This is a genomic window from Anaerobacillus sp. ABD4_527, from assembly GCF_056160805.1.
Genome location: NZ_JBSWXZ010000001.1, coordinates 2,275,861 through 2,301,054 on the forward strand (window position 1 = coordinate 2,275,861; position 25,194 = coordinate 2,301,054).

The following is a 25,194-nucleotide window of genomic DNA, read 5'->3' on the forward strand; positions in this document are numbered from 1 at the left end:
CACTACAGTATTCATCCTGTAGCAATCGTGCCGATATAAAAGAGGAATTTAATAATTTTCCCTTGCTAAAATATATTTTTACGAATAATATAGAGATTGTGTTTAAAAATCGTTCGTATTTACAGGAGGTATTCCATGCTAAACTCCTTTTTCAAACTAAAAGAAAATGGAACAAGCGTTAAAACTGAATTATTAGCAGGTATCACCACATTCTTAACTATGGTGTATATCGTTATTGTAAATCCTATTATCCTTTCATCAGCTGGTGTGCCATTCGATACGGTGTTCATGGCAACCATCATCTCAGCTGTTGTCGGTACACTTTGGATGGGTCTATTCGCGAACTATCCGATCGCTATCGCTCCAGGTATGGGCTTGAATGCTTACTTCGCCTTCTCCGTAGTAGGAAGCCAGCCTGGCGTGTCGTATCAAGTAGCATTTGGAGCTGTTTTTATTGCAGGTATCCTATTCATTATTCTTTCACTAACTCCGTTTCGTGAAAAGTTGATCGAAGCGATTCCTACGAACCTAAAGCTTGGTATTACTGCAGGTATCGGTTTGTTCATCGCGTTCATCGGATTACGTATGACCGGGATCATCGTTGCTGACAAAGAGAACCTCGTTACGCTCGGTGACCTCCATTCTTCAGAAGTATTACTCGCACTCGGTGGGTTAATCATCACGCTTATTTTGATGGCCCGCAATGTTCACGGTGCGTTATTCTTTGGAATGATCGTTACTGCGATCATCGCTATTTCTACAGGACAGCTTGAATTTAAAGAAGGAATTGTTGGATCACCTTCGTCTCCAGATCTATTTATTTTCGGAAGTCCCCTACAAGCATTTAAAGATATGATCGAGTACGGACTATATGCTGTTGTCTTCTCTTTCTTACTCGTTACGCTTTTCGATACTACTGGAACCATGGTAGGCGTTGCAGAACAAGCTGGTTTGATGAAAGGGAAGAAAATGCCGCGCGCTCGTCAAGCGCTTCTCGCAGATTCAATTGGTACAACCGTTGGTGCTGTTTTCGGAACGAGCCCGACTAGTGCTTATATCGAATCATCTTCAGGCGTAGCATCTGGTGGTCGTACCGGCTTAACGTCTGTTGTGGTTGCAACCTTATTCATCGCCGCTGCTTTCTTCGGTCCACTAGTAGGTGCTGTTTCAGGACTTGCTGCGATTACTGCTCCAACGCTGATCATCGTCGGAAGCTTAATGATCAGTGCAGTTGGAAAGATTGAGTGGCATGAGTTCGATGAAGCATTTCCTGCTTTCTTGATCATCTTGACGATGCCATTGACATCAAGCATCGCGACAGGAATTGCACTTGGTTTCATCACGTATCCAGTTCTTAAATTAGTAAAAGGAAAAGGACGCGAGGTACATCCGCTTCTCTATCTGTTTGCCGTTCTCTTCTTCTATCAACTCGCATTTCTACCGCATGCTTAATCACGTGACCTGCTCTTCAGCAGGTCATTTTTTCATTTATTTAGCGTTCCAATTCCCTTGAAATTCCACTATAATAATTATTTAAGAGAATAGTAATAAATTTCCTGTTGGAGGTATAACGTGGACGTATTTATCGGGCGTCAGCCGATCTTAACAGTCGATAAGCAGCTGTTTGGTTACGAATTGCTGCACAGGACTGGAAACCTTAATTCGTTTGATGGCTTAGACGGTAATCAAGCAACAGCTGAAGTCATCTCCAATTCCTATTTGACGTTTGGATTAGATAAATTATCAGATCATAAAAAATGCTTCATCAACTTCACGAAAGAGTTAATTCTTGATGAAACACCACTCCTCTTCTCTCCTGACTCAATCATTATCGAGCTGCTTGAGGACATTGATATAACGGGAGATGTGATTGATAAGTGTGAAACCTTTAAAGCGAAAGGATACACCATCGCAATCGATGACTTCACTGATTTCGGAAATTACGAAAGCATCCTACACGTGATCGATATCATTAAAGTTGATTTCCTTGGAACATCAAAAGAAAAACGGATTGAGATCATGAATCGTTTTCGTCACCTTCCGATTCAGTTTCTAGCGGAAAAAGTGGAGACAATAGAAGAATTTGAAGAAGCCAAAGCGCTTGGATTCAAACTATTTCAAGGGTATTTCTTTAGCAAGCCTTCTATTCTTTCTACAAAAGATTTGAAACCAATGCCCCAGCTTTATATTCAGATGCTGGATGAAATCAACAAGCCTATGCCAGATATCCAGGCAGTCGCTAGTCTTGCTGAAAAGGACGTCGCACTTTCTTATAAGCTGTTACGCTTAATCAATTCCCTCGGCCTTCAGGTAAAAATCAGCAACGTTAGACAAGCAATCGTTCTATTGGGGCTAGCCGAAGTGAAAAAATGGATTCTGATCCTCATGTTTACAAAGGATTCTAATCAATCTACTGAAATTCTGCACCTATCTCTTACGCGTGCAAAACTATCAGAGTTAGTAGCAAAGAAAGTAAACGTGAACCCGCACCAGGCCTCTCTCGTCGGAATGTTTTCGTTGCTCGATACGATCTTGCAGCGTCCGATGGAAGAAGTTCTGAATGATTTACCGATCGATGACACATTAAAAGAAACCTTAACGAACGATCGAGAGACGGTTTATCATCACATTTTAACTATGATTAAAGCTCTAGAACGGAACGACTGGCAAACGGTAGCCTCTTTCCTAAATGAGTTCAATCTACCGAGTGAAGACCTTCAAAGTTCTTACATCAACGCTCTTAAATGGTCCGACTCTATCATTCAAGTAGCAGTGAAAGCTTAGAAAAAAGAGATGGCTCCTTGAGCCATCTCGTCTACTTCCATTCAACCGTTCGATTGTTTTCACTACTCTCTAGCGCCAGCTCGATACATTTGATGACGTTCAGCGCTTCATGAGCCGTAACGGGTGCTGGGGCTTTCTCTTTGATTGATCGCACGATATTTTCATAGTAATGGTGATAAGCTCCTGGAACAGTAGGAACTTCTTCCTCATTATCTCCTGTAGTAATCGTGCCATAACTCTGTTCAGAGTCTTCACCCCATCCAGACTCGCCTGGAATGCGACCTTTTTTCAGCGCATCTTCCTGCGGATCGATGCCCCACTTCACGTACGAACCTTCCATACCGTGAATTTGATAGCGTGGTCCGTGCTTGTGAACGAGTGAGCCTCCATGCAGAATCACTCTCTTCTTCCCATACTTCAATACAAGATGAAAATAGTCATCGGTCTTTGCGCCTTCACGCTGCGCGACGACGTCTGCCATCACACTGTCAGGTTCTCCAAATAACGTAAGAGCTTGATCGATCAGGTGAGAACCTAAGTCAAAGAGGATACCCGAACCCTTCTTATCTTGTTCTCTCCAACGCTCGCGCACTTCGCTTCGAAAACGATCATAGTGAGCCTCATACGTAACTACCTCACCTAAAGCATCGTTTTTCAACAGCTTCTGTATCGTAAGAAAATCGTTATCATAACGTCTATTATGATAAACGCTTAGTAGACATCCATTCGATTCAGCAGTGTGAAGGAGTTCTTCGCATTCTGAAACACTTACTGCAAAAGGCTTTTCAAGAACAACATGCTTACCTGCGTTCAGTGCTTTCATCGCCATAGGATAATGAAATTCATTTGGTGTCGTAATGATCACAAGTTCGATTTCGTTATCATCAAGAACGTCTTCAATAGCAGGTACAACCTTCGCATCAGGCAAGGTATGCATTACCTTCTCAGGGTTTGAAGAAACTACCTTTGTGATCTGTATGTCTTTTACAGCTTTCATCACCGGAGCGTGAAACGTTGCCCCTGAAAACCCGAATCCTACGATCGCACATTTTATTTGTTCCATGAAGAACACTCCTTTACTTCAATATGAGTCTTTTGAACCTTTTTTCGTAATCTACCTAAGCTCGACATAATTCTCCAATATCTTCTGCAATGGAGGGATTATACTAGTCTTCAATAGGGTATTTATTGTAATAGTTTCGAAATAATTGTAATAAAAGGTGGAGATCGATGATGAAAGAACGTTTAGTTTCGCCAGTATCAATCGGGATAGGAATCGGTATTCTAGCCACTCTGATGTATGTACTGCTGTTAGAAGCCGGTAACTTTCAGCATAGCGTGATGAGTGGCAGCATCGCCCTTATTCTTGTTCTTATCATTTTTTCAATTCTAGGTATTGCTTGGATGCCTTCTCTCATCGAACGAAGAGAATCATTAAGTCTTTCTGCCGGCATCACCTTTCATGTGCTATCATCCTTCTCGATCGTCTTTCTATTAGCAGAATCGATTCCTGGATTACAGCAGCTCATCCTTCCCTACCTAAGCACACTGATCTTTTCTCTCCTTATGATAGGGCTAATGATTCTGAACGGCTTTTTTCTAACGAAAATTAACTTCAGTAAGCTACAAACGAGTCTTTCAAAAAGAATTCCAATAAAAGGTTAGACAAAAAGGTGCCGAATCAACTTCGTGCACCTTTTTCTATTGAACTCTTATTCTATTGAAGCAAGCGATTAAGACTAGAGATAAACGTATATGCCTCTTCGATCTCATCACTCGAGTAGTTTTGCTTTCGTTTGATCGTCTGAATCTTATCGATCACTTCTTCTTTCGTAAGTTTATCGAAAAACAACACTGTCGAAACAAGCTCTAGAAAACGTGAGCTTTCTCCATTCATTCTACAAATACATTCATTTAAAGATGGAAAGTCATGGTTATAATGGCCCAGGAATTCAGTTCCTTGATCCGTTACGGAATACTTGTATTGATAATAGTTGCCTTTGCTTTCCTTCACTTCTCTGACGAGTCCAAGGTTGCATAGCTCTTCCACTCTGAGCGTCAATTCTTCGGAATAAGGTCCATAAAAGTGAAACTGATACTTCTCGTTAAATGGGAACTGTAGTTTTTTACAAATGTAGACGATTTTCTGAAGCTTTTTCCGTCCGATGACTACTCCCGCTTCTTTTAATACAGTGATGACTTTCGCATGATCTTCTAGCAACCTGTACCCCTCCCCAATTTTCTTTTTACAGGTTGTCCAAAAAGCTTTCTTTATCTGATTTGGTTAGACCTGCAGACCATGCAGGTTTCTTTTTGAACAGGTTAATCTAATTGAAGCAATGACTTTATGCGACGAGTTGCGTTCGTATCCCCTTTCAGGATTAAATCTGCGGGGTAATAGAGCTTGTGATCTGTACGCTTCTTGCCTGAAATCGCTTCGACAACTTCAGATTCTCGAGAAAGTTCCCGAAGATCGCCCCCTGGTTTAAGGAGATGGATCGGAAGCCTCTCTTCTTCTTCTCCAGGTCGGTAAAAATCATATGGAAGATCTGAGGAAGAGTCTACTTCAAGGTAATAGTCTGGATCGATACCAGCTTCTTTAAATGAATCGTATAGCTCTCTCCAATCGTTCATCTTCTCCATCGGATTGAATTCAACATACTTGAATAGCCTTCGATTCATAAATCGCTCGCAAAGATCGCTAAGAATCTCGTCTTCTTCCTCTTGCCACATTTGGAAATAAAACATCGCAACAGATTCATCAAGCTTAAGAAAATCTTCAAGACTGATATTCTCATTAAACAGTGAGTAGAAATGGATCGGTTCGTACTTAAAGGAGTAGCCTTCGAGATAAAGTTTCTTTGCACGATGTAAGATCTTGCTTAAAATAACTTCCGCACTTCTTGTCACGGGGTGAAAATAAATTTGCCAATACATCTGATAACGACTCATGATGTAGTCCTCTACCGCATGCATCCCACTTTGTTTGATGACGATTTGATCATCACCAGGTCTCATGACGCGCAAGATGCGTTCGATATCAAACTGACCATAGCTAACGCCTGTGAAGTAAGCATCACGCAATAAGTAATCCATTCGATCCGCATCGATTTGGCTTGAAATAAGGGAAACAACTAGCTTGTTGTCATGCGTTTTTGCAATCACATCTGCAACTTCTTCAGGAAAACGATCGCTCACTTTACGAAGGATGCGATTGATTTCCGTATCACCCAATATGACCATGCGGGTAAAGTCTTCGTGATCGAGTCCAAATACCTTTTCGAACGAATGAGAAAACGGACCATGTCCAACATCGTGAAGAAGCGCAGCACACATACTTAACAATCGATTTTCTTCGTTCCAACCGTCATATTGAGAGAAGATCTCGTTAATCCTCCTGACGATTTCATAAACACCGAGTGAATGACTGAAGCGACTATGTTCAGCTCCGTGAAACGTTAAATAGGTCGTCCCTAACTGTCTAACTCTGCGAAGACGTTGAAACTCCTTCGTTCCAATCAGCTCCCAGATTAAACGGTAGCGAACATGTATGTAGCGATGAACTGGATCTTTAAAAACTTTTTCTTCGTTTAATCGTTCGAGCACAGCGTTGGACTCCTTCCGTCAAATTCATCCCCTTATTATATCTCAAATTATACCAAAAAGAAACCTTCCACTACCCGTCAAAAAGACAGGTAATAGAAGGTTTTTTAAGGAGAATCTTCATCCGCTTACTGTTGTCGGTTATCCTTCAATCTCAGCAGCAGACGTTGTATTCCCATTTCTTTTTTCTTCTGATTTTGTTACATAGAGAGCACAAGCCGCATCACCGGTAATATTAACCGCTGTACGCGTCATATCGAGCAATCGATCGACGGCAAGAATCAAGCCGATCGGCTCAACCGGAAGACCAACTTGGTTTAGAACCATCGCAAGCATGATGAGTCCTACACCAGGAACACCGGCTGTTCCAATACTTGCGAGAGTAGCAGTGACAACGACGATGATGAGCTGTGTGAACGTTAGCTCAACACCCGTGATCTGCGCGATGAAAACAGTCGCAACACCCTGCATAATTGCAGTTCCATCCATATTGATGGTTGCCCCTAGGGGCTGAACAAAACTACTGATTTGTTTTGGAATCTTCAAGTTTTCCTGAGCAGTTTTCATAGAAACAGGAAGTGTACCACTACTAGATGAGGTACTGAATGCAACTGCCATTGCTGGTGAAAAAGCTTTATAGAATTTAAGCGGATTCTCTTTACCCAGCAAATAAATCGCACTACTGTATGTGACGAGTGCGTGTATAAACAGTCCAGCCAGTACGACGATAAAGTACATACCCATGGATTGAAGTGCTTCTTTACCTTGACCACCGACAGCAGAGGCGATCAAAGCGAACGCTCCATATGGAGCAGTTTCCATAATGATTTTAACAAGATACATCATCACATCGTTACCTTGTTCCATAAGGTCTCGCAATGCTTTCGTTTTGTCACCGAGTACCGCGAGCGCAAAACCGATGAAGATCGCGAAGGCGATGATTTGAAGCATGTTCCCTTCTGTCAACGCCTGAACAGGGTTCGTCGGGATGATATTAAGGATCGTATCCATTACAGGAGGTGCTTCCTGTGCTTCAAAATCACTTTGACCAGTGAATGAACCTTCCACACCAGGCTTGATTAAATAAGCAAGTGCCATAGCGATCGAAATAGCGATCGTCGTGGTGATTAAGAAAAACCCTACTGTCTTTCCTCCCATACGACCAAGTTTCTTAGGATCACTGATTCCTGCTGTACCTACTACGATCGAGAAGAACACGATCGGCACAACTAGCATCTTAATTAAGTTTAAAAAGATCTGTCCTACAGGACCAAGAAAATACTTATCTACGGGTCCAAACGCATCTGGTGCAAATAAGTTAAAGATGACACCAACTAAAATACCCAATACTAAACCGGCGATAATCTTAACCGTTAGCTTCATGGACATTACCCCTTTCTTGAATGGTTTATATGCAAGTCATTCGTTTGCTGTCTTGTTTTTATGAAAGCACTTCCACCTTGTGATATATTTGCTTCGCTTGCTCTCTTTCTCGCTAACTAGTAAACACACAAACATTATTATAGCATTTTCACTAATTCTCGCAAAATTATATTTACTTAGTTAGTTTACAATTCTCCTGTTAAATAAAGGTTTTATAGCTAAAAAACCGCTAAAACTAAGAAGAAAGTACGAGAAAAATTTCCCGTACTTTCCAATGCTGAGGTGCTATGCTTTTATGCTGCATTAAATGTATTATTACCACAACTTGGACAAGGTGGTAACTGATCACTCTCTTTCTCAATCGTCATTTCTTGACCACAGTTCGTACATTTATATGTACCTTCACCGGGTCTATCGGTCGCACGTGGCATCCCTTCACCTCCCATATTTATCTAGTATGTATATTCCACAAGTTTTACTATGTTAAAACATCATAATATGTCATCTCCCGGGAAATATTGTCGCAATCTGTATTCTGAAGGCTAGTATTTCTCGTGCTATAATAGCTAAAGATGATTTGTAACAGAAAGGAAATAGCTATGGCGAATGACTCAGTACTATATCAGCCAGAATGGCGAATAATAGATCAATCTACTCTTGGACCGTCTTTCGATGCACTTCAATCGTTTGCAATGGATGATACGCTCTGCAACTCAACAGGTAGCGGGGATTCTTCACCAGTCATGCGATCCTGGGTACACCATGATACGGTTGTCCTTGGCATACAAGACACACGACTTCCTTACATCGAACGAGGAATCACGTACTTAAAACAACAAGGATACAAGGTCATTGTTAGAAATTCAGGCGGACTTGCAGTTGTACTAGATAGTGGTGTTTTGAACCTGTCGCTTGTTTTTGCAGAAAAAGAGCAGCAGGTTGGAATCGACAAAGGATATGAATCGATGGTCGATTTTGTACAGGAAATCCTTTTACCATATGGTGTTAATGTTGAAGATCGTGAAATTGTAGGCTCTTATTGTCCGGGCCGCTACGATTTGAGTATTGGCGGACAGAAGTTTGCTGGGATCTCACAAAGACGCTTACGGGGAGGCGTTGCGGTTCAAGTTTATCTCTGTGTAGATGGCAGTGGTTCAGAGCGGGCAGCTTTGATCAAGGAATTTTACGAACGCTCCCTCGGTGGCGAAGAAACGAAGTTCACGTATCCACATATTGTTCCTAAAACGATGGCATCGTTGAGTGAATTGACGGGAGAAAGTTTGTCGGTAAGCGACCTTATGATGGGAACGCTGAAAACGCTGAATAAATACGCAGGGACATTGACGACTCAACACCTTTCGATTCCAGAGTTATCCCTTTACGATTACAATTACCAGCGTGTTTTCACACGAAATGAGAAAGCACTTTACTAATATTAGTGAAAAAGCACCCGAAATTCGTTTCGGGTGCTTTTAATATGACGCAGTATCAGTGGTATATCCGCGAATTTCTAAATATATCCGCGATTGTGGAGATTTATCCGCTAAATGTAATACTTTATCCGCGAAAGCGAGAATATATCCGCCAATCTAACGTTGAACGCTAAAAAAGACTGCCGAACGGATGTCGACAGTCTTCAACGAACCTTATAAACTTTGCATTGCTGTGATCAAAGCAAGCTTGTATACATCTTCTTCACTACAGCCGCGAGAAAGGTCATTTACAGGCTTGTTAAGACCTTGTAGAACTGGACCTACTGCTTCGAATCCACCAAGGCGTTGTACCATTTTGTAGCCGATGTTCCCTGCTTCGAGGCCTGGGAATACAAACACATTCGCTTGTCCTTCTAGCGGGGATTCAGGTGCTTTTTTCTTTGCTACCTCAGGGACGAATGCAGCGTCGAATTGGAATTCACCGTCGATAACAAGCTCAGGTGCTTTTTCTTTCGCAATCTTTGTAGCTTCCATGACTTTTTCTGTTTCAGGGGAAACAGCAGAACCTTTTGTTGAGAAGCTAAGCATCGCAACTTTTGGATCGATCCCAAACATTTTCGCAGTTTCAGCACTAGAGACAGCGATTTCAGCAAGGTCGTTGCTATCAGGAGCAATGTTGATCGCACAGTCTGCGAACACGTACTTCTGATCGTCCTTCACCATAACAAATGCGCCTGACGTCTTCTTGATTCCTTCTTTTGTCTTGATGATTTGAAGTGCCGGACGGACCGTGTCACCAGTCGAGTGTGCAGCTCCACTTACAAGGCCATCAGCTTTTCCTGTATGAACAAGCATCGTACCAAAGTAGTTCACATCGAGAAGAATCTCTTGTGCTTGTTCTGCTGTTGCTTTTCCTTTACGGCGTTCTACGAACGATTCAACAAGTGCGTCCATGTCTGAATAGTTTGCAGGATCAATAATTTGTAGATCTTCATGAAGAGCAACGTTTAAAGATGACGCTTTGTCCTTTACTGCTGCTTCTCCACCAACAACGATTGGTTTTAGGATGCCATCTTGAGCGAGACGATTTGCCGCAACAAGAACTCTTTCATCTGTTCCTTCCGGAAACACGATCGTCGGTTGGCCGTTTCTTACCGTATCTTTCATGCTTGTAAAAAGATCACTCATTGTATTCACCTCATTAATTTGATTTCCAATCCCTACGATACTCTTTTTTCCCTAAAAACAAAAATAAATCCTTAGTTGTAAACCCTTCCATATAAAAGTTCTACTTTTCTGACGAATGAAAGGTACTTATATGTAGAAACGAGCAATCCTTTCTCCCTCCAATCGATCAGTATATGACCGTATTACTTGATGCGATAGAATTGTTATTCTTCCTTCACATCATCCGCGTCGCTTTCAAACAAGCAGAACTATTGGTATAGTAGAGGGTGGAGATTGATTGGATAATTATTAAGGAGTGGATCATATATGAACCAAGCAGCAGTAACTCTTGACGGCTGGTATTGCCTACATGATTTCCGTTTGATGGATTGGACTGCATGGAAGCAGCTATCTAGCGAAGAACGTGACAACGCAATGAATGAATTCTATTCTTTCCTTGAAAAATGGGAAGCTACAGCGAATTATAAAGAAGGAAGTCATGCGCTTTATTCCATCGTGGGACAAAAAGCAGACTTTATGTTGATGCTCCTTCGCCCAACAATGGAAGAACTAAATGAAATCGAAAATGCGTTCAATAAAACAACACTCGCTGAATATACAATCCCTGCTTATTCTTATGTATCTGTTGTAGAGCTCAGTAACTACATGGCTGGCAAAGACAGTGACCCTGAGAATGACCCTCGTATCCAAGCACGTTTGAAGCCAGAGCTATCTGAAGCACCTTATGTTTGCTTCTACCCTATGAATAAAAAGCGTGAGGGTAACGATAACTGGTACATGCTATCAATGGAAGAGCGTCGCGAAATGATGCGCAGTCATGGACTCATCGGTCGAAGCTATGCTGGTAAGGTTAAGCAAATCATCACAGGTTCAGTCGGTTTTGATGACTGGGAGTGGGGCGTTACCCTATTCGCTGATGATGTTCTTCAGTTTAAAAAGCTTGTGTATGAAATGAGATTCGACGAAGTGAGCGCACGTTTCGGCGAATTCGGGAGCTTCTTTGTTGGAACTCATCTACCGAAAGAACGCCTGCCTCAATTCTTATACGTTTAACTAATATGAGCCAACGAAAACAGCTGTTTTCGTTGGCTTTTTTATGTGCAATTCCGGTTTATAAAAAGGCATATCATCCATTATCGAACATACAATGAGTTACGAAGGGTCATGGCATTTTCCTTTATCTTGAAGCAGCGAAATGGATGGGTAGCTCGAAGCATCCCATACCACTCGGCAAGTCATGCACTGTGGTTCTTTAAGCCTTCAGGAACTTGCCCTACTGTACGACCAACGGATTTCAGGAAGGTTTAAAGCTCACTGCTTTTATCAACCTACCGAAAGTGAGTGCTCAGAAGTTTACTATGGCTAGGAGAACGCTTAAGGAGGGTTACGATGAAAAACAAGCTCTGGAACAACGGGGGCGGCGGCTATGGACAGATGCCGCAGCAAGGACAAAATGGAATGGGGCAGATGGGGCAAATGGGACAGATGGGGCAACAAGGCCAGGGGCAGATGGGGCAACAATCTTTTCCATCAGGATACCCAACGCAGGGCCAAGGGCAAGTACAGGGCGCAATGCAGGGTCAAGGATTTCCAGCTCAATTGGCAGTCGAGCAATCGTATATAGAAAACATTCTTAGGTTAAACCTTGGAAAAGTCGCGACGATTTACATGACCTTTGAGAACAACGAAAAATGGAATGCGAAAGTATTTAAAGGGATCGTGGAGGCAGCTGGGAGAGATCATATTATTATTTCTGATCCACAGACTGGAAAACGCTATATCCTGTTGATGGTTTATCTTGACTACATTACGTTTGATGAAGAACTTGAATATAACTACCCTGTTCAACAAATGACCTCATATTCTCCAAGATAAATCAAAAAAACGGCCTGAATGCTCAGGCCGTTTTTTTATAGTTTTAATGCAGCAACTGCAAGAAGAATCCAAGCAGTGATGAATGCGAGACCTCCAAGAGGCGTGATCGCACCAAGAATTTTAATTCCACTCAAGCTCAACACATATAGGCTACCTGAGAAGAGGATGATCCCTGCAAACATGAGCCATCCAGCCCAGTTAATGAGCCCTGTTGATTGAAGCTTGTCTGCGACAACGGCAATGCCGATCAAACCAAGAGCATGATACATGTGATACTGAACCCCTGTTTTGAACGTCTCTAACATTCTTTCTGACAATCGTCCTTCTAATCCATGAGCGCCAAAAGCGCCAAGACCAACTGCTAGACAAGCGTTGATCGCACCGATGATCAAGAAAAGTTTCATGAGTAACCCTCCGTATTGTTTCGTTCCATCTTCATCATAGCTAAAAGCAATTCACGCCACAACGTTTTTCATAAATGTTCATACATCATTCACTCCTCGCGCTTATCTTTTTCTAATTTCATCGCAAACTCCTCAAAGTCAGGTACGTCATCCATCTTGTATTTTCCCACTGCTTCGCACACTTTCACGAACAGCTCCTGGCGCAGGTCGTCTCTCGCTCCAAACGACGTCTGTCTTAATTCTGATTGTATCTTTTTCTCAAATGTTTGTAGGATGTGGGAGAGTGCTTCCTCATCCTGCTTCTTAGCACGTTGTAAAAGGTTATATAATCTGCTTTCCATAGTTATCCCTTCTTATCAGATTCCTGCTCTGCAATCACGTTCGATAAATTTTCAACTTTTCGCTCAAGTCTAATGAGTAGATACAGTGATACAACGATTGGAAAACCTAAGTCACCGATCATCGTATTAATAATGTTTGTGATATTCATCGAATTCCCTCCTTCACGACTTCTCTTAATTTCTGCAGAGCACGTTTTCTGCGTCGGCTTACGGCCTGTTGAGAAACCCCTGAATCATTCGCTATCTCTGTGTCTGTTGCACCTTCACGATAGTATAGGGTCAACACTTCTTTCTGCTTCGTAGTGAGTCTCTTGTACGCTCGGAACAGTGAATAGGACAGGAACTGCTGCTCAACTTCGTTTGAAGTATAGATCGGTGCACCTGTCATGAGATTCACCCAAGAATCTCCACTTTCCTTAACGGGTTGATCAAGCGTAAGCGGATACCTCATACTGTTTAATCTACGTTTTCTGTCATAGTTTATCGCCGTATAATGGACTAAACGTGATACATATGCAATGAAACGAATTTCGGCGTAAAACATGTGAAAAAGTTGATTCAGTCGATTTAGTGCTTCGTTATCATTATCGTTAATCACATCGAGATAACATCTCCAGCTTTCTTCATCTTGAATAAATGACCGGAAAAGGGGGTTTTTCATGAGCTCTCCATGAGCACCCTTTATCATAGAATATGGACACTTTTGCTTCATCCTCACCTCTCCCTTCTCTTTTGTGTAGGATAGAAAGTATCCTTTCTTGCAAAAATCACAACCATGAATTCGAACGTATGTTCTTATTTTTATTATAAAAAAACTCATGTGTTCGCACATGAGCAAATACTTCCTATTTTTTCTAGTATAAACGACCTAGAGCATTAAATCTACCAATAGACCTTTCACTTCTCCTACGAGTGATAACACGTGCACACCTGACTTTTCTTTTTGTAGTATTTCTTCTTGAAGATCGACTAACTTCTGCTCAACTGTCTCGACGAGCTTATACGTTCTGTTTCGCCCTCTGTGGTCCGTGCTGTTCTTTTCAGACAGTGACAAGCCCTGACCAACTGCTTCTTCAAGGAAGTGCTTCACTAAACGTTTGTATGCCGTTAGGTTTTGGAGTGTTTTTTCTTTCCCTAGTACTTTGCCTTGTTCTTCAATCTGATGAAGCAGCCGCTGAAGTGCGGAGCCTTTCAACTCTTTTGCCGCCTCATTCATCACACCATTGAACGGGTTAGGTGATGATGATTTCATCGTATCTTTCTTAAGTGAATCGAGCATCACTTGAGTTGATTGCTGTATTTTCATAGCTGCTGAGACCTTCCGTGTATATTGACGATCAGTTCGACTTCCCCAATACCGCAGTTTAAGAACTTTGCAATTTCAGTCATCGTAAAGCCTTCTTTGTATAGCTTGAGTGCTTGCTGCTTTCGATCGTTCCTTACTGAAGGGTGCTGAAGCACGACCGTCCCTGGCTTCTGATATGGCTGGTTTTCTTTCGGCTGCTGCGCCGGTACGCTTTCCTGAGGTGCAGCTTTCGACTGCTCAAGTACTCGAAGGCGCAAATCGATTTGCCCCTCTCGTTTTTCAACGAGTGCTTTCACTCGATCGATCAATTGATCGTTTTCTTCCTCGAGCTGTTCGATGTACGACTGCATACTCGACCTGACTTCTTCTTTTAAATTTGAACCTTTGGACTGCTTAAGGAATAAGAGAACGATACACAAAAAGCTAACGAGATGTAGTGCTATGCTGATAAAAATGAAGATTACCATCGTATTCACTCCGATTACATGGATTGTACATGTTCTTTATTCGCTCGAAGGGCACCTTTCATTCGTAGCAACGCTTTTGAATGAAGCTGAGAGACTCGACTTGTAGACAGCTTTAAAATTTTCGCTATTTCTGTTAGAGTCAGCTCCTCAAAATATACGAGCGAGATTACTAGTTTTTCTTTTTCAGGTAGTCGATCAATTGTTTCGGTCAGAATTTCTTTAATAAAATGCTCATGAATATGCTTTTCAGGTGAATCTGCACGTTCATTCTCGATCACGTTGTACCGTTCGATCTGCTGTTGATCTTCTTCATATACTGGTTCGTCAACTGAAATCATAATCGAAAGAGAGGCGTCCTGTATCGTTTGTTGCACTTCTACTACCGACATCCCGAGGTGCTTTGCGACTTGCTCATCTGTGCAAGATCTTTGGTTCTCTTGCTCCAATAGCGCATACGCTTCCTCGATCTTACGTGCTTTATCTCTCACAGAACGTGGTACCCAGTCGTTTTGCCTTAACCCATCGATGATTGCACCTTTTATCCGCCAGTTTGCATACGTCTCAAATTTAAGATCGCGCTCTAGTTCAAATTTGTCGATTGCGTCAAGTAGGCCATTATAAGCAAAACTACTGATATCATCATGATGGACAGAGGATGGAAGTGCAGCCATATACCGTTTAACAGCATAATCCACAAGTGGTCGATAGAATGACACAAGATAGTTACCAGCTGCTTCATTTCGCTCGTTCTTCCATGCCTTCCAATATTCAATTGTCTGTTCGTCCATTTTGGATTTCATGGGATTCACCACCAATGTCTTCCATTTATTTATGAAACAACGTCTTCATAAGGAACCCTTTCACGCCTAACTTATATTGTGTAGGAAGGTCAAGGTACGTCCTTGCGATCTGATTGACTGCTTCTGAAGCTTTCGAACGTGGGTATTGCAACAAGTATGGCGTTTGTGCCATAACGGCTTTTCTTACTGCATCATCATCTGGAATGTAGCCAAGCACCTCGATCGGCTTGTTGAGAAGCTGTTCAGAAGCCCGTAAAAAGTTTGCCGATGCCTGTTCTCCTTCAAACTCGTTGATCGTACGGTTGACGATGAGCTTGATCGGTAGTTGGTCATTCTTCATATGCAGCGCCTTCAGCACTGCATAGGCATCCGTTATCGACGGCGGTTCTGGGTTAAGAACGATAAAGATGTCATCGGCTGCCTGAAGAAACCTCATGCTTTCCTTGGTAAGGCCTGCGCCCGTGTCCAAAATGATGTAGTCGACTTTACCTTGTAGACTACTAAATTCATGAAAAAAGTGGTGAAGCTGATCCTCACTCATCGAAAACACCCGACCGATTCCATTACCCCCAGCAATGTAGGTTAGTCCGTTGACCCCAGTTTCAAGAACTTCCTCGAGTGGGAGTTTTTCTTCAAGCATCGAGATCAATGTTCCTTTTGGCGTCACGCCCATCAATACGTCAACATTCGCCATGCCTACATCTAGATCCAGAATCATTACTTTTTTATCGAGTGCTTCCATACTTAACGCTAAGTTCAAACAAATATTAGATTTGCCCACCCCGCCCTTACCGCTCGTTACTGCGATCACTTTTGTCTTCCGATCGCGAGGAGTAGACTGAGTCTGACTAGTAACCTTCTCTCGTAGCTTGTTAGCTTGATCTGCCATACATCTTTTCCTCCATCACTAGATCAACAAGTGTTCCTTCTGTGGTCTTCAACATATCATCAGGCACGTTCTGTCCATTCGTAATGAGTGTGACTGGCAGCTTGTAATCTTCCATTAAGTTAAAGATCGGGCCTCTTGCCCTCGTTTCATCCATTTTCGTTAAGATGACTTCCGTTACACCCACGCTCTGAAAATTATCTGTGATCACTTTTAAATCATTGTATCTGTGCGTCAAACTGAGAACGAGACTAATCGCGATATCATTACTCGATACAAGCTCCTCAAGCTGGGATATATACTTATACTGCTGATAGTTTCGTCCCGCTGTATCCATTAAGATCGTGTCACACTCAGAGAGCTTTCTGATTGCAAGAGCAAGATCATCAGGTGATTGAACGACTTCTAAAGGAATTCCTAGAATATCAGCATACGTTCGCAGCTGATCGACCGCTGCAATACGGTACGTATCAGATGTGATCAACCCAACTGACTTTCGTTCATTTAAAATAATGTCTCCCGCAAGTTTTGCAATCGTCGTCGTTTTTCCTACACCTGTCGGACCAACAAAGCAGCGAATCTTCTTTGAGGAACTCGTCATATCAGGGTATTCTTTTGTACGTTTTTGAAGCCCTTGCCTCATCCAGGTGAATGCATCTTCTTTTGAAAACCCTGGAGAAAGTTTCGCTTTCATGAGTAAATCTGCCATAACCGAGGAACGGATCGACTTTGAGAATTCATGGTCTTCGAGAAAGGCGTTCACTGGCTTCAGATGCACCGGTAACCTTTCTGTTTCCATCATCTGCATCATCATTTCCTTCATGGACTTTAGTTCACCCATCACATGGTGATCGTCCTCTTTCACGGGTTCTGGTTTTGGTTCTGGTCGTACTTCTTGAAGAGGCTCTTTGAAAGGTTCAGGTACTTGCTGTTCTCTTCGCTTCTTCTCTGATTCGAGCAGCGTCTGAAACTCGTCCTTTTTCTCCTTTGCTGCCTTATCTTCATCTAGTACAGCGAGGACTTCTAGTTTCGTCTTCTGAAAAAATCCGAGAAAGCCTCCTACTTTTATTTTCTTCGTATTTAAAATGACTGCGTCTTTGCCAAGATCCTTCCGAATCATCGGCATGGCTTCTCTCAAATGGTTAACGGTATATCGTTTTATTTTCATGGCAGATTGATCACCCCTACACTCTGAACTTCAACATCAGGTTCTAATTCGCTGTAAGATAGAATGGTTAAGTCAGGCATATATCGCTCAAGAAATTGTCTTAAATACATTCGAATAGCAGGAGAAGTTAATAAGATCGGCTGAATGCCAGATTGCTGCAGGCGGTTTACTTGCTGCAATACTTCCTGATAAATAGCCTGAGACGTTTCAGGATCAAGTGCTAGATAGCTGCCTTGATCAGATTGCTGTACAGATTCTGCAAATCGCTTTTCAAGTCTAGCACCAGCAGTAAGTACTTTTACCGCTTCACCAGGGGCTGCGATTTGAGCCGTGATCTGCCTTGATAACGCCTGTCTCGCGTATTCGGCTAACACGTCGGTGTCTTTTGTTCGAATACCATTGTCAGCAAGTGATTCTAGTATCATATCGAGTGACCTGATCGATACTTTTTCTTTTAGTAACCTCATCAAAACTTTTTGAACATCACCGATCGTGAGAACATTTGGGATGAGCTCTTCTAACACAGCCGGTGACGTTTCTTTAACGTTATCTAAGAGATTCTTCACTTCTTGTCGACTCAACAGTTCGTGCGCATGCTTTTTGATCACTTCAGTTAAATGGGTCGATACGACCGATGGCGGATCCACGATGGTATAACCAGAAAGCTCCGCACGATCCTTCATTTCCTCTGTCACCCAGAGAGCAGGTAGTCCAAAGGCTGGTTCCACTGTTTCGATTCCAGTAATCGTTTCATCTTCCACGCCACTGCTCATCGCAAGATACTGGTTTAGTAAAAGCTCACCACCAGCAACACGGTTTCCTTTAATCTTGACCACATATTCATTCGGCTGCAGCTGAATGTTGTCTCGAATGCGGATTACCGGTACAACGATTCCTAGTTCAAGTGCGATCTGTCGACGAATCATGATGACCCGGTCAAGCAAATCTCCGCCTTGCTTTTGATCTGCGAGTGGAATTAAGCCATAGCCGAATTCAAATTCGATCGGATCAACATGTAGAAGTCCTGTGACACTCTCTGGACTTTTCATTTCTTCAGCTTCGTCTTCACCTGCAGCGGTCTCTACTTCCTCAGCTGTTTGATCGAGATTTCGTTGCATCAACCAGCCTGAGTAGATAAGCAACCCTGCGATCGGAAAGGTAAGCAGCGGATTGATCGGCGTCGCGATTCCAAGGAGTGCCACTACGGCACCAACGATGTACAACAGTTTTGGATATGCAAAGATCTGCCCAGTAATGTCCGTTCCAAGGTTGCCATCAGAAGCAGCACGAGTAACGACGATCCCGGTAGCTGTCGAAATTAAGAGTGCTGGTATTTGACTGACGAGGCCGTCACCTATCGATAGAAGTGTAAACGTCGCCGCTGCATCTCCAACCGCCATTCCGTGAACAACCATCCCGATGATAAGTCCACCGATAATATTAATGAGCGTAATGACGATACCTGCGATGGCATCTCCTTTTACGAATTTACTAGCACCATCCATCGCACCATAGAAGTCTGCCTCTCGTTCGATCTTTTGGCGACGTTCACGGGCTTCACGGTCTGAAATCATTCCTGCATTTAAATCTGCATCGATACTCATTTGTTTACCTGGCATCGCATCAAGTGTAAATCGTGCTGCTACTTCAGCCACACGTTCGGACCCCTTCGTTATGACAATAAATTGAATGATAACAAGAATAAGGAAAACAAGGAGACCTATTACAACACTTCCTCCAACTACAAATGATCCAAACGTTTCAATGACCTGTCCACCCGTTTTGTTTGTCAAAATCGATCGGGTAGTGGAGACGTTAAGGCCTAGCCTGAAAAGGGTTGTAAGCAACAGTAACGAGGGAAAGATCGAGAACTGCAATGCCTCTTTCGTATTCATCGCGACAAGAATGATCGTCAGTGCCAGACTGATGTTCATCATGATTAAGAAATCCAGCAATAGTGGAGGAAACGGAATAACCATCATGATTACGATCATGATGACTGATACGAGTACGGCATAATCCTTTAATTTCATGGTTAGTTTCCTCCTCCCGGATAGCCTTTGATACTGTAAACATAAGCGAGCACCTCAGCCACTGCTTTGAACAAATCCTCAGGCACACCTTCACCAATATCCACTTGGTGATAAAGCGCACGCGCTAAGGGAACATTTTCAGACATCACGATGTCATGTTCTTTCGCTGATTCTTTAATTTTTTGAGCTACGTAATCCATCCCTTTCGCAACGACGGTCGGTACGTCCATTTCGTTCGGGTCATACCTTAGCGCAACTGCAAAGTGTGTTGGATTTGTAATCACCACATCCGCTTTTGGAATTTCTGAAATCATCCGATTCATCCCAAGCTCCCGCTGCTTTTCTTTGATGCGTGATTTGATGAGTGGGTCACCCTCACTCTTTTTATGTTCATCCTTGATGTCTTGCTTTGACATCCGGATGTTTTTTTCAAAGTCATATTTTTGATAGACGTAATCAAGGATCGATAGAAACAACATGAGAATGGCTACCGCTAATCCTGTTTGAATGATTAATGAACCAATTAACTCAAGGGCATCCCCCATCGAAATCTGGGAGATCACCATCACCTCTTCTCGTTTTCTCCATAGGACGATGAACGTGACGGCTGATATGAATGTTATTTTGATTAACGATTTTAAAAGTTCGACTAGTGTACGAGCCGAGAAAATCCTTTTCGCTCCCTTTATAGGGTTGATTCTCTCAAGCTTTGCTTTTAGTGGGTCTGTTGCGACTAGAAAGCCTACTTGCATGTAGTTCCCGATCACTCCCATAACGAGTGAGATGCCCATCAATGGCGCTGCAATAATCGCTGCCTGCCAAACGTTCTCTTTCATCAAAAGGTCGAGGTTCTTTTCTGTGAGCTCCCATTCTGGAATTCTCATGATGTTTCCCTTGATCATCGTTTGAAGTCCCTCTACCATCCACCCGCCTATAAACGACATGAATAAGAACACGCCGATCATCATCAAAGCAGATGGAATCTCTGCACTTCTTGCAACCTGCCCCTTCTTCCGAGAATCCTGCTTCTTCTGAGGGGTCGCTTTTTCTGTCTTTTCTTGAGAAAAGAACTGTAGATTGATTTTCAAACGGTATGTACCCATCGCATTAACCACCCAGAATTTGAATAAGCTGGCCCATCGTATCGATCATGTCTCTAAACACTCCTCTTAATAAAAAGAAAAAGGTCGGAATTGTGACTAGGATCAACACAAACCCTACAAAGATCTTCAGGGGAAGGCCGACAACAAAGATGTTCACTTGAGGAACTGCTCTCGCTAATAGACCAAGAGCAACATCGACGAGAAATAACGATGCGACGATCGGCAGCGCCAGCTGAAATGCTGAGAAGAACATCCCTGAAAAGACTTCTGCTATAAATCTAGCAAGCGAATCACTCTCTGCCTGTCCAAGGAGCGATTCCGCTGGAAGGAGTTCATAGCTTTTAACGAGGCCATCAAGCATCATATGATGACCATCGACAGAAACGAGAAAAAGCAGCGCGAGCATGTACTTGAAGTTCCCTATGATCGGCACCTGAGTACGCGTTTGGGGATCGATTACATTCGCCATAACAAAGCCCATCTGAAAATCAATAAATGCCCCAGCAACTTGGACCGTGTACAAGATAAGGGTTGCGATAAATCCGAGAGACAGGCCGATAAATAACTCTTTTATGATCAAAAGTATGAATGCGAGATCTAGCGTCATGCTCTCAACTGAACCGATGCCCGACGTTACTAACAGTGCGATAAAAAATCCAAGGCTTACTTTGAACCGTGCCGGAACGCTTCGGGTTGAAAAAACCGGCGCAACGATGAAGAAGGAGGTCGCCCTCATGAATACGAGTAAAAACAATGGCAGGGCGTTTATGACACTTTCCATTTACCTTACCCGATGAACCTATAGAGGTTTTGATAGAGATTTGTTGTATAATCTAGCATCATCGTTAACATCCATGGTCCAAAGAGAACGATGGTCAGCAGTACCGCAATGATCTTCGGTATGAATGCGAGCGTCTGCTCTTGTATTTGAGTCATTGCTTGAAATACACTGACGATCAAACCGACACCGAGTGCGATGAGCAGTAGCGGTGCAGAGATAATGATGACCGTGTACACAGCGTCTTCAGCAATCGAAATAACCAAATCCGGTGACATGTCGTCCTCCTCAGAAGCTTAATAAAAGTGACTCGACAACTAAATACCAGCCATCGACGAGTACAAAAAGCAAAATTTTGAATGGTAAAGAAATCATAACGGGTGGTAACATCATCATTCCCATCGCCATCAGCGTGGACGCGACGACCATATCGATAATAAGAAAAGGAATAAAAATAACAAAACCTATTTGAAAAGCTGTCTTTAATTCCGATATAGCAAAGGCAGGGACAAGTGCGGTCAATCTGATATCTTCGACCGACTCCGGTTTTTCTAGTTTTGCATACTTATAAAAGAGCGCTAAATCTTTTTCACGCGTATGTTCTGCCATAAATCTTTTGATCGGCATCTCAGCAGCATCTAGCGCCTCTTCCTGCCCAATTTCTTCGTTCATATAAGGTTGCAGGGCTTCTGCATTGATTTCTGACAGAACAGGTGACATGACGAAGAATGTCAGGAACAACGCAAGACCGATCAACACCTGGTTTGGCGGCATCGATTGCGTAGCGAGCGCAGATCTAACAAACGAAAGGACGACTACGATTCTAGTAAAGCAGGTCATGAGCACAAGAATTGCAGGGGCGATCGAAAGCACAGTCAGCAACAGGACGAGCTGAACGGTTACTGATACGTCTTCAGGTGCACTCGACCCAAAATCAAGGCCAGGGATCGATAAACCGATAACGAAATCCATCATAGTCGATCTCTCTTATCAGGATCGTGATCTTCCATATCTCGCTCCCATTTCGATCGTTTTGAACGTTGACGGTTCAAACTGGTTTGAAACAAATCCTTCAAGTCTTCTGACTGCTTTGGATTTAGAAAAGGAACAGTTTTCTGTTCTTCAGCATGAGCCATGATGACGTTCATTTCTTCTTCATCCTTAATTTCTTTTAATAGATTGATATTCTCCCCAACACCGAGCATATAGAGTGAGTTTCCTGCTTTTATCATTTGAACTGACTTGTTGTTCCCAAGCGGGGAGCCCCCTATCGGTGTGAAGATGGAATGCTGCTGCATTTTTTGCTGTCGCTTCGCTAGAAAGCGAATAAGAAGGTAGATCAGTCCCACGACAACAACCGTATAGAAGACAAGTTTTATTAAGAGAACAAAGATATTTGTGTCCTTGGATTCTACTTTCGGAGGCGTTTCGCTTTCCTGCTCTTCAGCTGGCTTCTCTCCATCTTCATTAAGCCAATCGGTAACGCTGCCGTTAACCGCTTCTACGTTTGGGGTCATAACAAAAAAGCAAAGCACGAGTGCCATGATGACTACGTAACGCTGTTTCACTCTCTAACACTCCTTGTTTTACCGCAACTTTGATAATCGCTCTGCTGCACTTAATATATCTGTCACACGAACACCGAAGTTCTCGTCGATCACAACGACTTCTCCTTTGGCAATGAGCTTCTGATTGATAAGAATATCGACTGGTTCACCAGCGAGCTTATCGAGCTCAAGGATCGAGCCATGTGAAAGCTCTAGAATATCTTTAACGATTCGCTTCGTGCGACCGAGTTCTACAGTGACTTGAAGAGGAATATCGAGCAGCATATTGAGATTCCGCTCTTCGGAATAAGGGTTTTGCTTTTGATTAAAATTCGTAAACTGCACGTTCTGAATTGCTGGTTCATGCTGTTTCACTTTTTCATCATAAGAACGCTCAGGCTCCTTCCATTCGCTTGCTTGTGTTCGTTCTGTTGGAGGCGCTTCTTCCACCACTTCTTCTGTTGTTTGTTCCTGAAGGTCTTCTTCACTTACGAGCAATTCTGAGATTTGTTTTCCGATCGGTGCAGGCATCACATGGTGCAATGTCGTTCTAATGATCGAGCCTATCGAAAGGTCGAATGACGTATCGATCAATGCTCCACTTTGATTCAGTACGGAGTTGCTCCACTCCGATACAACTTGCAAGTTCAAGAATGTCCCATTAAATGAAGATCCTGATGCCATACTCAGTCCTTTATGTAAGCTTTCCATGATGTGCGTGACGACCGATGTTAAACTTTTATCGATATTGTCTTCGTTCTCATCTCCGCTTACCACAGCCCATATGTCAGCAATGTCCTGGGCATCAGGAGGATTCAACATGAACACCGCTTCACCTGAAGCCGCCCCTTCATAGCGGGTTGCTGCTTCTACATATGGAAAGGACACTTCTGAAATGCCTTCCTCTGATAATACGTTTGTATGGATGTTCGATACGGTTACTTCCTCCATGAAAATAGAAGAAAGTGATGTAGAAAGGGTTCCTAAAGAGACGCTGAACAACTCGTTCAATGCTTCTAACTCTACCTCTTGGAATTGTATTGTAGATCCTTCCTTACTAGCTGCAGTTTCTTGAAACAGAGCATTCAGTTCTTCTTGTGAAAGGCGATCATCTGTCATTGCCCGCGTCCTCCTCTTCCTTAACCTCTGTAATTTGAATGGCCATACGGCCTTTCGAAGTTCCTGGATACCCATGGAACTTTTCTCTGTCATCTACTTTAACGATGAGGGGGTCTGAAACATTTTCGTTCAGTCGTATCACATCGCCGATTTCTAAATTCAAAAACTCTTCAATCGTCACTTCCGAATTCCCCAGTTCAGCAATAATCGAAAGGTCCGTCTTTCGAAGCCTTTTTTGCAACGCTTCACTCTCGAGAGGTTCAGGGTCTTTCTTTTGATTTGATAACCAGTGATGCGCTGATAATCTTGGCATGATCGGTTCAAGAACCACGTGCGGTAGGCAAACGCGCACCATTCCAGTCACATCTCCAACACTCACCTTGATCGTAACTGTGACAACCGTCTCGTTAGGAGAAACGATTTGAAGAAAGTGAGGATTCACTTCAAGCTCTTGCAGTTCCGTATTCAGCTTCAAAACTGAGTTCCACGCATCCTGAAAACTCTCTAGTATCTTACTGAAGATACGCTCCATCACCATCGTCTCGATCTCTGTTAAGTGAGATAGCTTATCTGGCTGGAGCCCCATTCCCCCGAGCATACGATCCAACATAGCAAAGGCGAGGTCTGGAGATACTTCGAGCACCATCTGTCCTGATAGCGGCTTTGCGACAAAAAGACTTATGATTGATTGGTCTGTAAGAGATTTCACAAACTCGTCAAACGACATTTGATCAACTGATTCAACGGAAGCTTGTACGATCGACCGAAGCTGTGCAGATGAGTATGTCGTCATGAGCCGTGCGTAGTTTTCATGAATTCTTGTTAGAATTCGAATATGGTCCTGCGAAAAACGAAGGGCACGTTTAAAGTCGTATGTTCGGACACGCCGCCCATCCAGCGGATCAGGACCTTTAGGTTTATCATCGATCGCAGATAATAATGCGTCGACAGTTTCAGGAGATAGCATATCAGACAA

Annotated in this window: 29 protein-coding genes and 1 pseudogene; 7 read left to right on the forward strand and 23 right to left on the reverse strand. The window is 42.9% G+C overall.

Annotated features, from left to right (window positions below; genetic code table 11):
• Positions 1-135: 135 nt before the first annotated feature.
• Positions 136-1,452, forward strand: coding sequence for an NCS2 family permease (locus ACXAHI_RS11665; RefSeq protein ID WP_474847871.1), 1,317 nt, complete (start codon positions 136-138; stop codon positions 1,450-1,452).
• Positions 1,453-1,572: 120 nt separating this feature from the next.
• A complete protein-coding gene (locus ACXAHI_RS11670; RefSeq protein ID WP_474847873.1) occupies positions 1,573-2,784 on the forward strand; it encodes an EAL and HDOD domain-containing protein in 1,212 nt (403 codons plus the stop codon).
• A gap of 31 nt (positions 2,785-2,815) precedes the next feature.
• Here ACXAHI_RS11670 and ACXAHI_RS11675 read toward each other — a convergent pair whose 3' ends face one another.
• A complete protein-coding gene (locus tag ACXAHI_RS11675; RefSeq protein WP_474847875.1) occupies positions 2,816-3,847 on the reverse strand; it encodes an oxidoreductase in 1,032 nt (343 codons plus the stop codon).
• 170 nt (positions 3,848-4,017) lie between these two features.
• On the opposite strand from ACXAHI_RS11675, the gene ACXAHI_RS11680 reads away from it, so the two are divergent.
• A complete protein-coding gene (locus tag ACXAHI_RS11680) occupies positions 4,018-4,449 on the forward strand; it encodes a hypothetical protein (protein ID WP_474847877.1) in 432 nt (143 codons plus the stop codon).
• Between the two features lie 52 nt (positions 4,450-4,501).
• On the opposite strand, the gene ACXAHI_RS11685 is transcribed toward ACXAHI_RS11680, so the two are convergent.
• The 4 genes from ACXAHI_RS11685 to ACXAHI_RS11700 form a co-directional block, all read right to left on the reverse strand.
• Positions 4,502-5,005: a YwgA family protein gene (locus ACXAHI_RS11685; protein WP_474847878.1), complete on the reverse strand. Its 504-nt coding sequence runs from the start codon at positions 5,003-5,005 to the stop codon at positions 4,502-4,504.
• Between the two features lie 101 nt (positions 5,006-5,106).
• Positions 5,107-6,390 (reverse strand): HD domain-containing protein, encoded by a 1,284-nt coding sequence (locus tag ACXAHI_RS11690; protein WP_474847880.1) that lies wholly within the window; start codon positions 6,388-6,390, stop codon positions 5,107-5,109.
• Between the two features lie 138 nt (positions 6,391-6,528).
• On the reverse strand, positions 6,529-7,770 hold the full coding sequence (locus tag ACXAHI_RS11695) for a dicarboxylate/amino acid:cation symporter (RefSeq protein ID WP_474847882.1): 1,242 nt from the start codon (positions 7,768-7,770) through the stop codon (positions 6,529-6,531).
• Between the two features lie 293 nt (positions 7,771-8,063).
• On the reverse strand, positions 8,064-8,201 hold the full coding sequence (locus ACXAHI_RS11700; protein WP_270180432.1) for a zinc ribbon-containing protein: 138 nt from the start codon (positions 8,199-8,201) through the stop codon (positions 8,064-8,066).
• 168 nt (positions 8,202-8,369) lie between these two features.
• Here ACXAHI_RS11700 and lipL point away from each other — a divergent pair, with 168 nt between their 5' ends.
• The gene (lipL, locus tag ACXAHI_RS11705; RefSeq protein WP_474847884.1) at positions 8,370-9,203 is read left to right on the forward strand and encodes an octanoyl-[GcvH]:protein N-octanoyltransferase; all 834 of its coding nucleotides are present in this window, start codon (positions 8,370-8,372) and stop codon (positions 9,201-9,203) included.
• 213 nt (positions 9,204-9,416) lie between these two features.
• Here lipL and pta read toward each other — a convergent pair whose 3' ends face one another.
• On the reverse strand, positions 9,417-10,391 hold the full coding sequence (gene pta / locus ACXAHI_RS11710) for a phosphate acetyltransferase (protein ID WP_474847886.1): 975 nt from the start codon (positions 10,389-10,391) through the stop codon (positions 9,417-9,419).
• Between the two features lie 306 nt (positions 10,392-10,697).
• Between pta and hemQ the strand changes: the two genes are divergently transcribed.
• The 3 genes and pseudogenes from hemQ (at position 10,698) to gerQ (ending at position 12,266) form a co-directional block, all read left to right on the forward strand.
• Entirely contained in the window at positions 10,698-11,444 is a 747-nt protein-coding gene (gene hemQ, locus ACXAHI_RS11715; RefSeq protein WP_270180436.1) for a hydrogen peroxide-dependent heme synthase, read from the forward strand.
• 177 nt (positions 11,445-11,621) lie between these two features.
• Positions 11,622-11,757, forward strand: a pseudogene (locus ACXAHI_RS11720) (cell wall hydrolase); the annotation flags it as partial.
• 23 nt (positions 11,758-11,780) lie between these two features.
• On the forward strand, positions 11,781-12,266 hold the full coding sequence (gerQ, locus tag ACXAHI_RS11725; RefSeq protein WP_270180437.1) for a spore coat protein GerQ: 486 nt from the start codon (positions 11,781-11,783) through the stop codon (positions 12,264-12,266).
• A 35-nt stretch (positions 12,267-12,301) separates the two neighbouring features.
• Here gerQ and ACXAHI_RS11730 read toward each other — a convergent pair whose 3' ends face one another.
• The 17 genes from ACXAHI_RS11730 to fliM all read right to left on the reverse strand — a co-directional run bounded on the left by ACXAHI_RS11730 (position 12,302) and on the right by fliM (position 25,194).
• Positions 12,302-12,670, reverse strand: a complete 369-nt coding sequence (locus ACXAHI_RS11730) for a DUF423 domain-containing protein (protein ID WP_270180438.1) — start codon at positions 12,668-12,670, stop codon at positions 12,302-12,304.
• A gap of 89 nt (positions 12,671-12,759) precedes the next feature.
• Positions 12,760-13,011 carry a helix-turn-helix domain-containing protein gene (locus ACXAHI_RS11735; protein WP_474847888.1) on the reverse strand — a complete coding sequence of 84 codons (252 nt, stop codon included), beginning with the start codon at positions 13,009-13,011 and terminating at the stop codon, positions 12,760-12,762.
• A gap of 2 nt (positions 13,012-13,013) precedes the next feature.
• Entirely contained in the window at positions 13,014-13,160 is a 147-nt protein-coding gene (locus tag ACXAHI_RS11740) for a YvrJ family protein (RefSeq protein ID WP_270180440.1), read from the reverse strand.
• A complete protein-coding gene (locus ACXAHI_RS11745; protein ID WP_474847890.1) occupies positions 13,157-13,723 on the reverse strand; it encodes an RNA polymerase sigma factor in 567 nt (188 codons plus the stop codon). The genes ACXAHI_RS11740 and ACXAHI_RS11745 overlap by 4 nt, the downstream gene beginning before the upstream one ends.
• Positions 13,724-13,879: 156 nt before the next feature.
• Positions 13,880-14,317 carry a YaaR family protein gene (locus ACXAHI_RS11750; protein ID WP_474847892.1) on the reverse strand — a complete coding sequence of 146 codons (438 nt, stop codon included), beginning with the start codon at positions 14,315-14,317 and terminating at the stop codon, positions 13,880-13,882.
• The gene (locus ACXAHI_RS11755; RefSeq protein ID WP_474847894.1) at positions 14,314-14,784 is read right to left on the reverse strand and encodes a DUF6115 domain-containing protein; all 471 of its coding nucleotides are present in this window, start codon (positions 14,782-14,784) and stop codon (positions 14,314-14,316) included. Before ACXAHI_RS11755 ends, ACXAHI_RS11750 begins: the two co-directional genes overlap by 4 nt.
• 14 nt (positions 14,785-14,798) lie before the next feature.
• Positions 14,799-15,584, reverse strand: a complete 786-nt coding sequence (locus tag ACXAHI_RS11760; protein ID WP_474847896.1) for a FliA/WhiG family RNA polymerase sigma factor — start codon at positions 15,582-15,584, stop codon at positions 14,799-14,801.
• 25 nt (positions 15,585-15,609) lie between these two features.
• Positions 15,610-16,473: a MinD/ParA family protein gene (locus tag ACXAHI_RS11765; RefSeq protein WP_474847898.1), complete on the reverse strand. Its 864-nt coding sequence runs from the start codon at positions 16,471-16,473 to the stop codon at positions 15,610-15,612.
• Positions 16,457-17,638 carry a flagellar biosynthesis protein FlhF gene (gene flhF, locus ACXAHI_RS11770; RefSeq protein WP_474847900.1) on the reverse strand — a complete coding sequence of 394 codons (1,182 nt, stop codon included), beginning with the start codon at positions 17,636-17,638 and terminating at the stop codon, positions 16,457-16,459. Before flhF ends, ACXAHI_RS11765 begins: the two co-directional genes overlap by 17 nt.
• Positions 17,635-19,671 carry a flagellar biosynthesis protein FlhA gene (gene flhA / locus ACXAHI_RS11775; RefSeq protein ID WP_474847902.1) on the reverse strand — a complete coding sequence of 679 codons (2,037 nt, stop codon included), beginning with the start codon at positions 19,669-19,671 and terminating at the stop codon, positions 17,635-17,637. Before flhA ends, flhF begins: the two co-directional genes overlap by 4 nt.
• Before the next feature lie 2 nt (positions 19,672-19,673).
• Complete coding sequence (gene flhB, locus ACXAHI_RS11780; protein WP_474847904.1) at positions 19,674-20,774, reverse strand: flagellar biosynthesis protein FlhB; 1,101 nt, start codon at positions 20,772-20,774, stop codon at positions 19,674-19,676.
• A gap of 4 nt (positions 20,775-20,778) precedes the next feature.
• The gene (fliR, locus tag ACXAHI_RS11785; RefSeq protein WP_474847906.1) at positions 20,779-21,555 is read right to left on the reverse strand and encodes a flagellar biosynthetic protein FliR; all 777 of its coding nucleotides are present in this window, start codon (positions 21,553-21,555) and stop codon (positions 20,779-20,781) included.
• 5 nt (positions 21,556-21,560) lie between these two features.
• A complete protein-coding gene (fliQ, locus tag ACXAHI_RS11790) occupies positions 21,561-21,830 on the reverse strand; it encodes a flagellar biosynthesis protein FliQ (protein WP_270180450.1) in 270 nt (89 codons plus the stop codon).
• A gap of 10 nt (positions 21,831-21,840) precedes the next feature.
• Positions 21,841-22,524, reverse strand: coding sequence for a flagellar type III secretion system pore protein FliP (gene fliP / locus ACXAHI_RS11795; protein WP_474848152.1), 684 nt, complete (start codon positions 22,522-22,524; stop codon positions 21,841-21,843).
• The gene (locus ACXAHI_RS11800; RefSeq protein WP_474847908.1) at positions 22,524-23,120 is read right to left on the reverse strand and encodes a flagellar biosynthetic protein FliO; all 597 of its coding nucleotides are present in this window, start codon (positions 23,118-23,120) and stop codon (positions 22,524-22,526) included. The genes fliP and ACXAHI_RS11800 overlap by 1 nt, the downstream gene beginning before the upstream one ends.
• Before the next feature lie 18 nt (positions 23,121-23,138).
• Positions 23,139-24,218: a flagellar motor switch phosphatase FliY gene (fliY, locus tag ACXAHI_RS11805; RefSeq protein WP_474847910.1), complete on the reverse strand. Its 1,080-nt coding sequence runs from the start codon at positions 24,216-24,218 to the stop codon at positions 23,139-23,141.
• Entirely contained in the window at positions 24,208-25,194 is a 987-nt protein-coding gene (gene fliM, locus ACXAHI_RS11810; protein WP_474847912.1) for a flagellar motor switch protein FliM, read from the reverse strand. The genes fliY and fliM overlap by 11 nt, the downstream gene beginning before the upstream one ends.

Coding starts and splice junctions, on each gene's coding strand:
- fliP (WP_474848152.1), bottom strand. CDS start 22,524: ATGGATTTCGTTATCGGTTTATCGATCCCTGGCCTTGATTTTGGGTCG.
- ACXAHI_RS11755 (WP_474847894.1), bottom strand. CDS start 14,784: ATGGTAATCTTCATTTTTATCAGCATAGCACTACATCTCGTTAGCTTT.
- ACXAHI_RS11695 (WP_474847882.1), bottom strand. CDS start 7,770: ATGAAGCTAACGGTTAAGATTATCGCCGGTTTAGTATTGGGTATTTTA.
- ACXAHI_RS11740 (WP_270180440.1), bottom strand. CDS start 13,160: ATGAATATCACAAACATTATTAATACGATGATCGGTGACTTAGGTTTT.
- ACXAHI_RS11675 (WP_474847875.1), bottom strand. CDS start 3,847: ATGGAACAAATAAAATGTGCGATCGTAGGATTCGGGTTTTCAGGGGCA.
- ACXAHI_RS11700 (WP_270180432.1), bottom strand. CDS start 8,201: ATGCCACGTGCGACCGATAGACCCGGTGAAGGTACATATAAATGTACG.
- ACXAHI_RS11750 (WP_474847892.1), bottom strand. CDS start 14,317: ATGAAAATACAGCAATCAACTCAAGTGATGCTCGATTCACTTAAGAAA.
- ACXAHI_RS11735 (WP_474847888.1), bottom strand. CDS start 13,011: ATGGAAAGCAGATTATATAACCTTTTACAACGTGCTAAGAAGCAGGAT.
- ACXAHI_RS11730 (WP_270180438.1), bottom strand. CDS start 12,670: ATGAAACTTTTCTTGATCATCGGTGCGATCAACGCTTGTCTAGCAGTT.
- fliY (WP_474847910.1), bottom strand. CDS start 24,218: ATGACAGATGATCGCCTTTCACAAGAAGAACTGAATGCTCTGTTTCAA.
- ACXAHI_RS11680 (WP_474847877.1), top strand. CDS start 4,018: ATGAAAGAACGTTTAGTTTCGCCAGTATCAATCGGGATAGGAATCGGT.
- ACXAHI_RS11665 (WP_474847871.1), top strand. CDS start 136: ATGCTAAACTCCTTTTTCAAACTAAAAGAAAATGGAACAAGCGTTAAA.
- ACXAHI_RS11765 (WP_474847898.1), bottom strand. CDS start 16,473: ATGGCAGATCAAGCTAACAAGCTACGAGAGAAGGTTACTAGTCAGACT.
- gerQ (WP_270180437.1), top strand. CDS start 11,781: ATGAAAAACAAGCTCTGGAACAACGGGGGCGGCGGCTATGGACAGATG.
- fliR (WP_474847906.1), bottom strand. CDS start 21,555: ATGGAAAGTGTCATAAACGCCCTGCCATTGTTTTTACTCGTATTCATG.
- hemQ (WP_270180436.1), top strand. CDS start 10,698: ATGAACCAAGCAGCAGTAACTCTTGACGGCTGGTATTGCCTACATGAT.
- flhF (WP_474847900.1), bottom strand. CDS start 17,638: ATGAAAATAAAACGATATACCGTTAACCATTTGAGAGAAGCCATGCCG.
- ACXAHI_RS11745 (WP_474847890.1), bottom strand. CDS start 13,723: ATGAAGCAAAAGTGTCCATATTCTATGATAAAGGGTGCTCATGGAGAG.
- fliQ (WP_270180450.1), bottom strand. CDS start 21,830: ATGTCACCGGATTTGGTTATTTCGATTGCTGAAGACGCTGTGTACACG.
- lipL (WP_474847884.1), top strand. CDS start 8,370: ATGGCGAATGACTCAGTACTATATCAGCCAGAATGGCGAATAATAGAT.
- flhA (WP_474847902.1), bottom strand. CDS start 19,671: ATGAAATTAAAGGATTATGCCGTACTCGTATCAGTCATCATGATCGTA.
- ACXAHI_RS11760 (WP_474847896.1), bottom strand. CDS start 15,584: ATGAAATCCAAAATGGACGAACAGACAATTGAATATTGGAAGGCATGG.
- flhB (WP_474847904.1), bottom strand. CDS start 20,774: ATGGGTACATACCGTTTGAAAATCAATCTACAGTTCTTTTCTCAAGAA.
- pta (WP_474847886.1), bottom strand. CDS start 10,391: ATGAGTGATCTTTTTACAAGCATGAAAGATACGGTAAGAAACGGCCAA.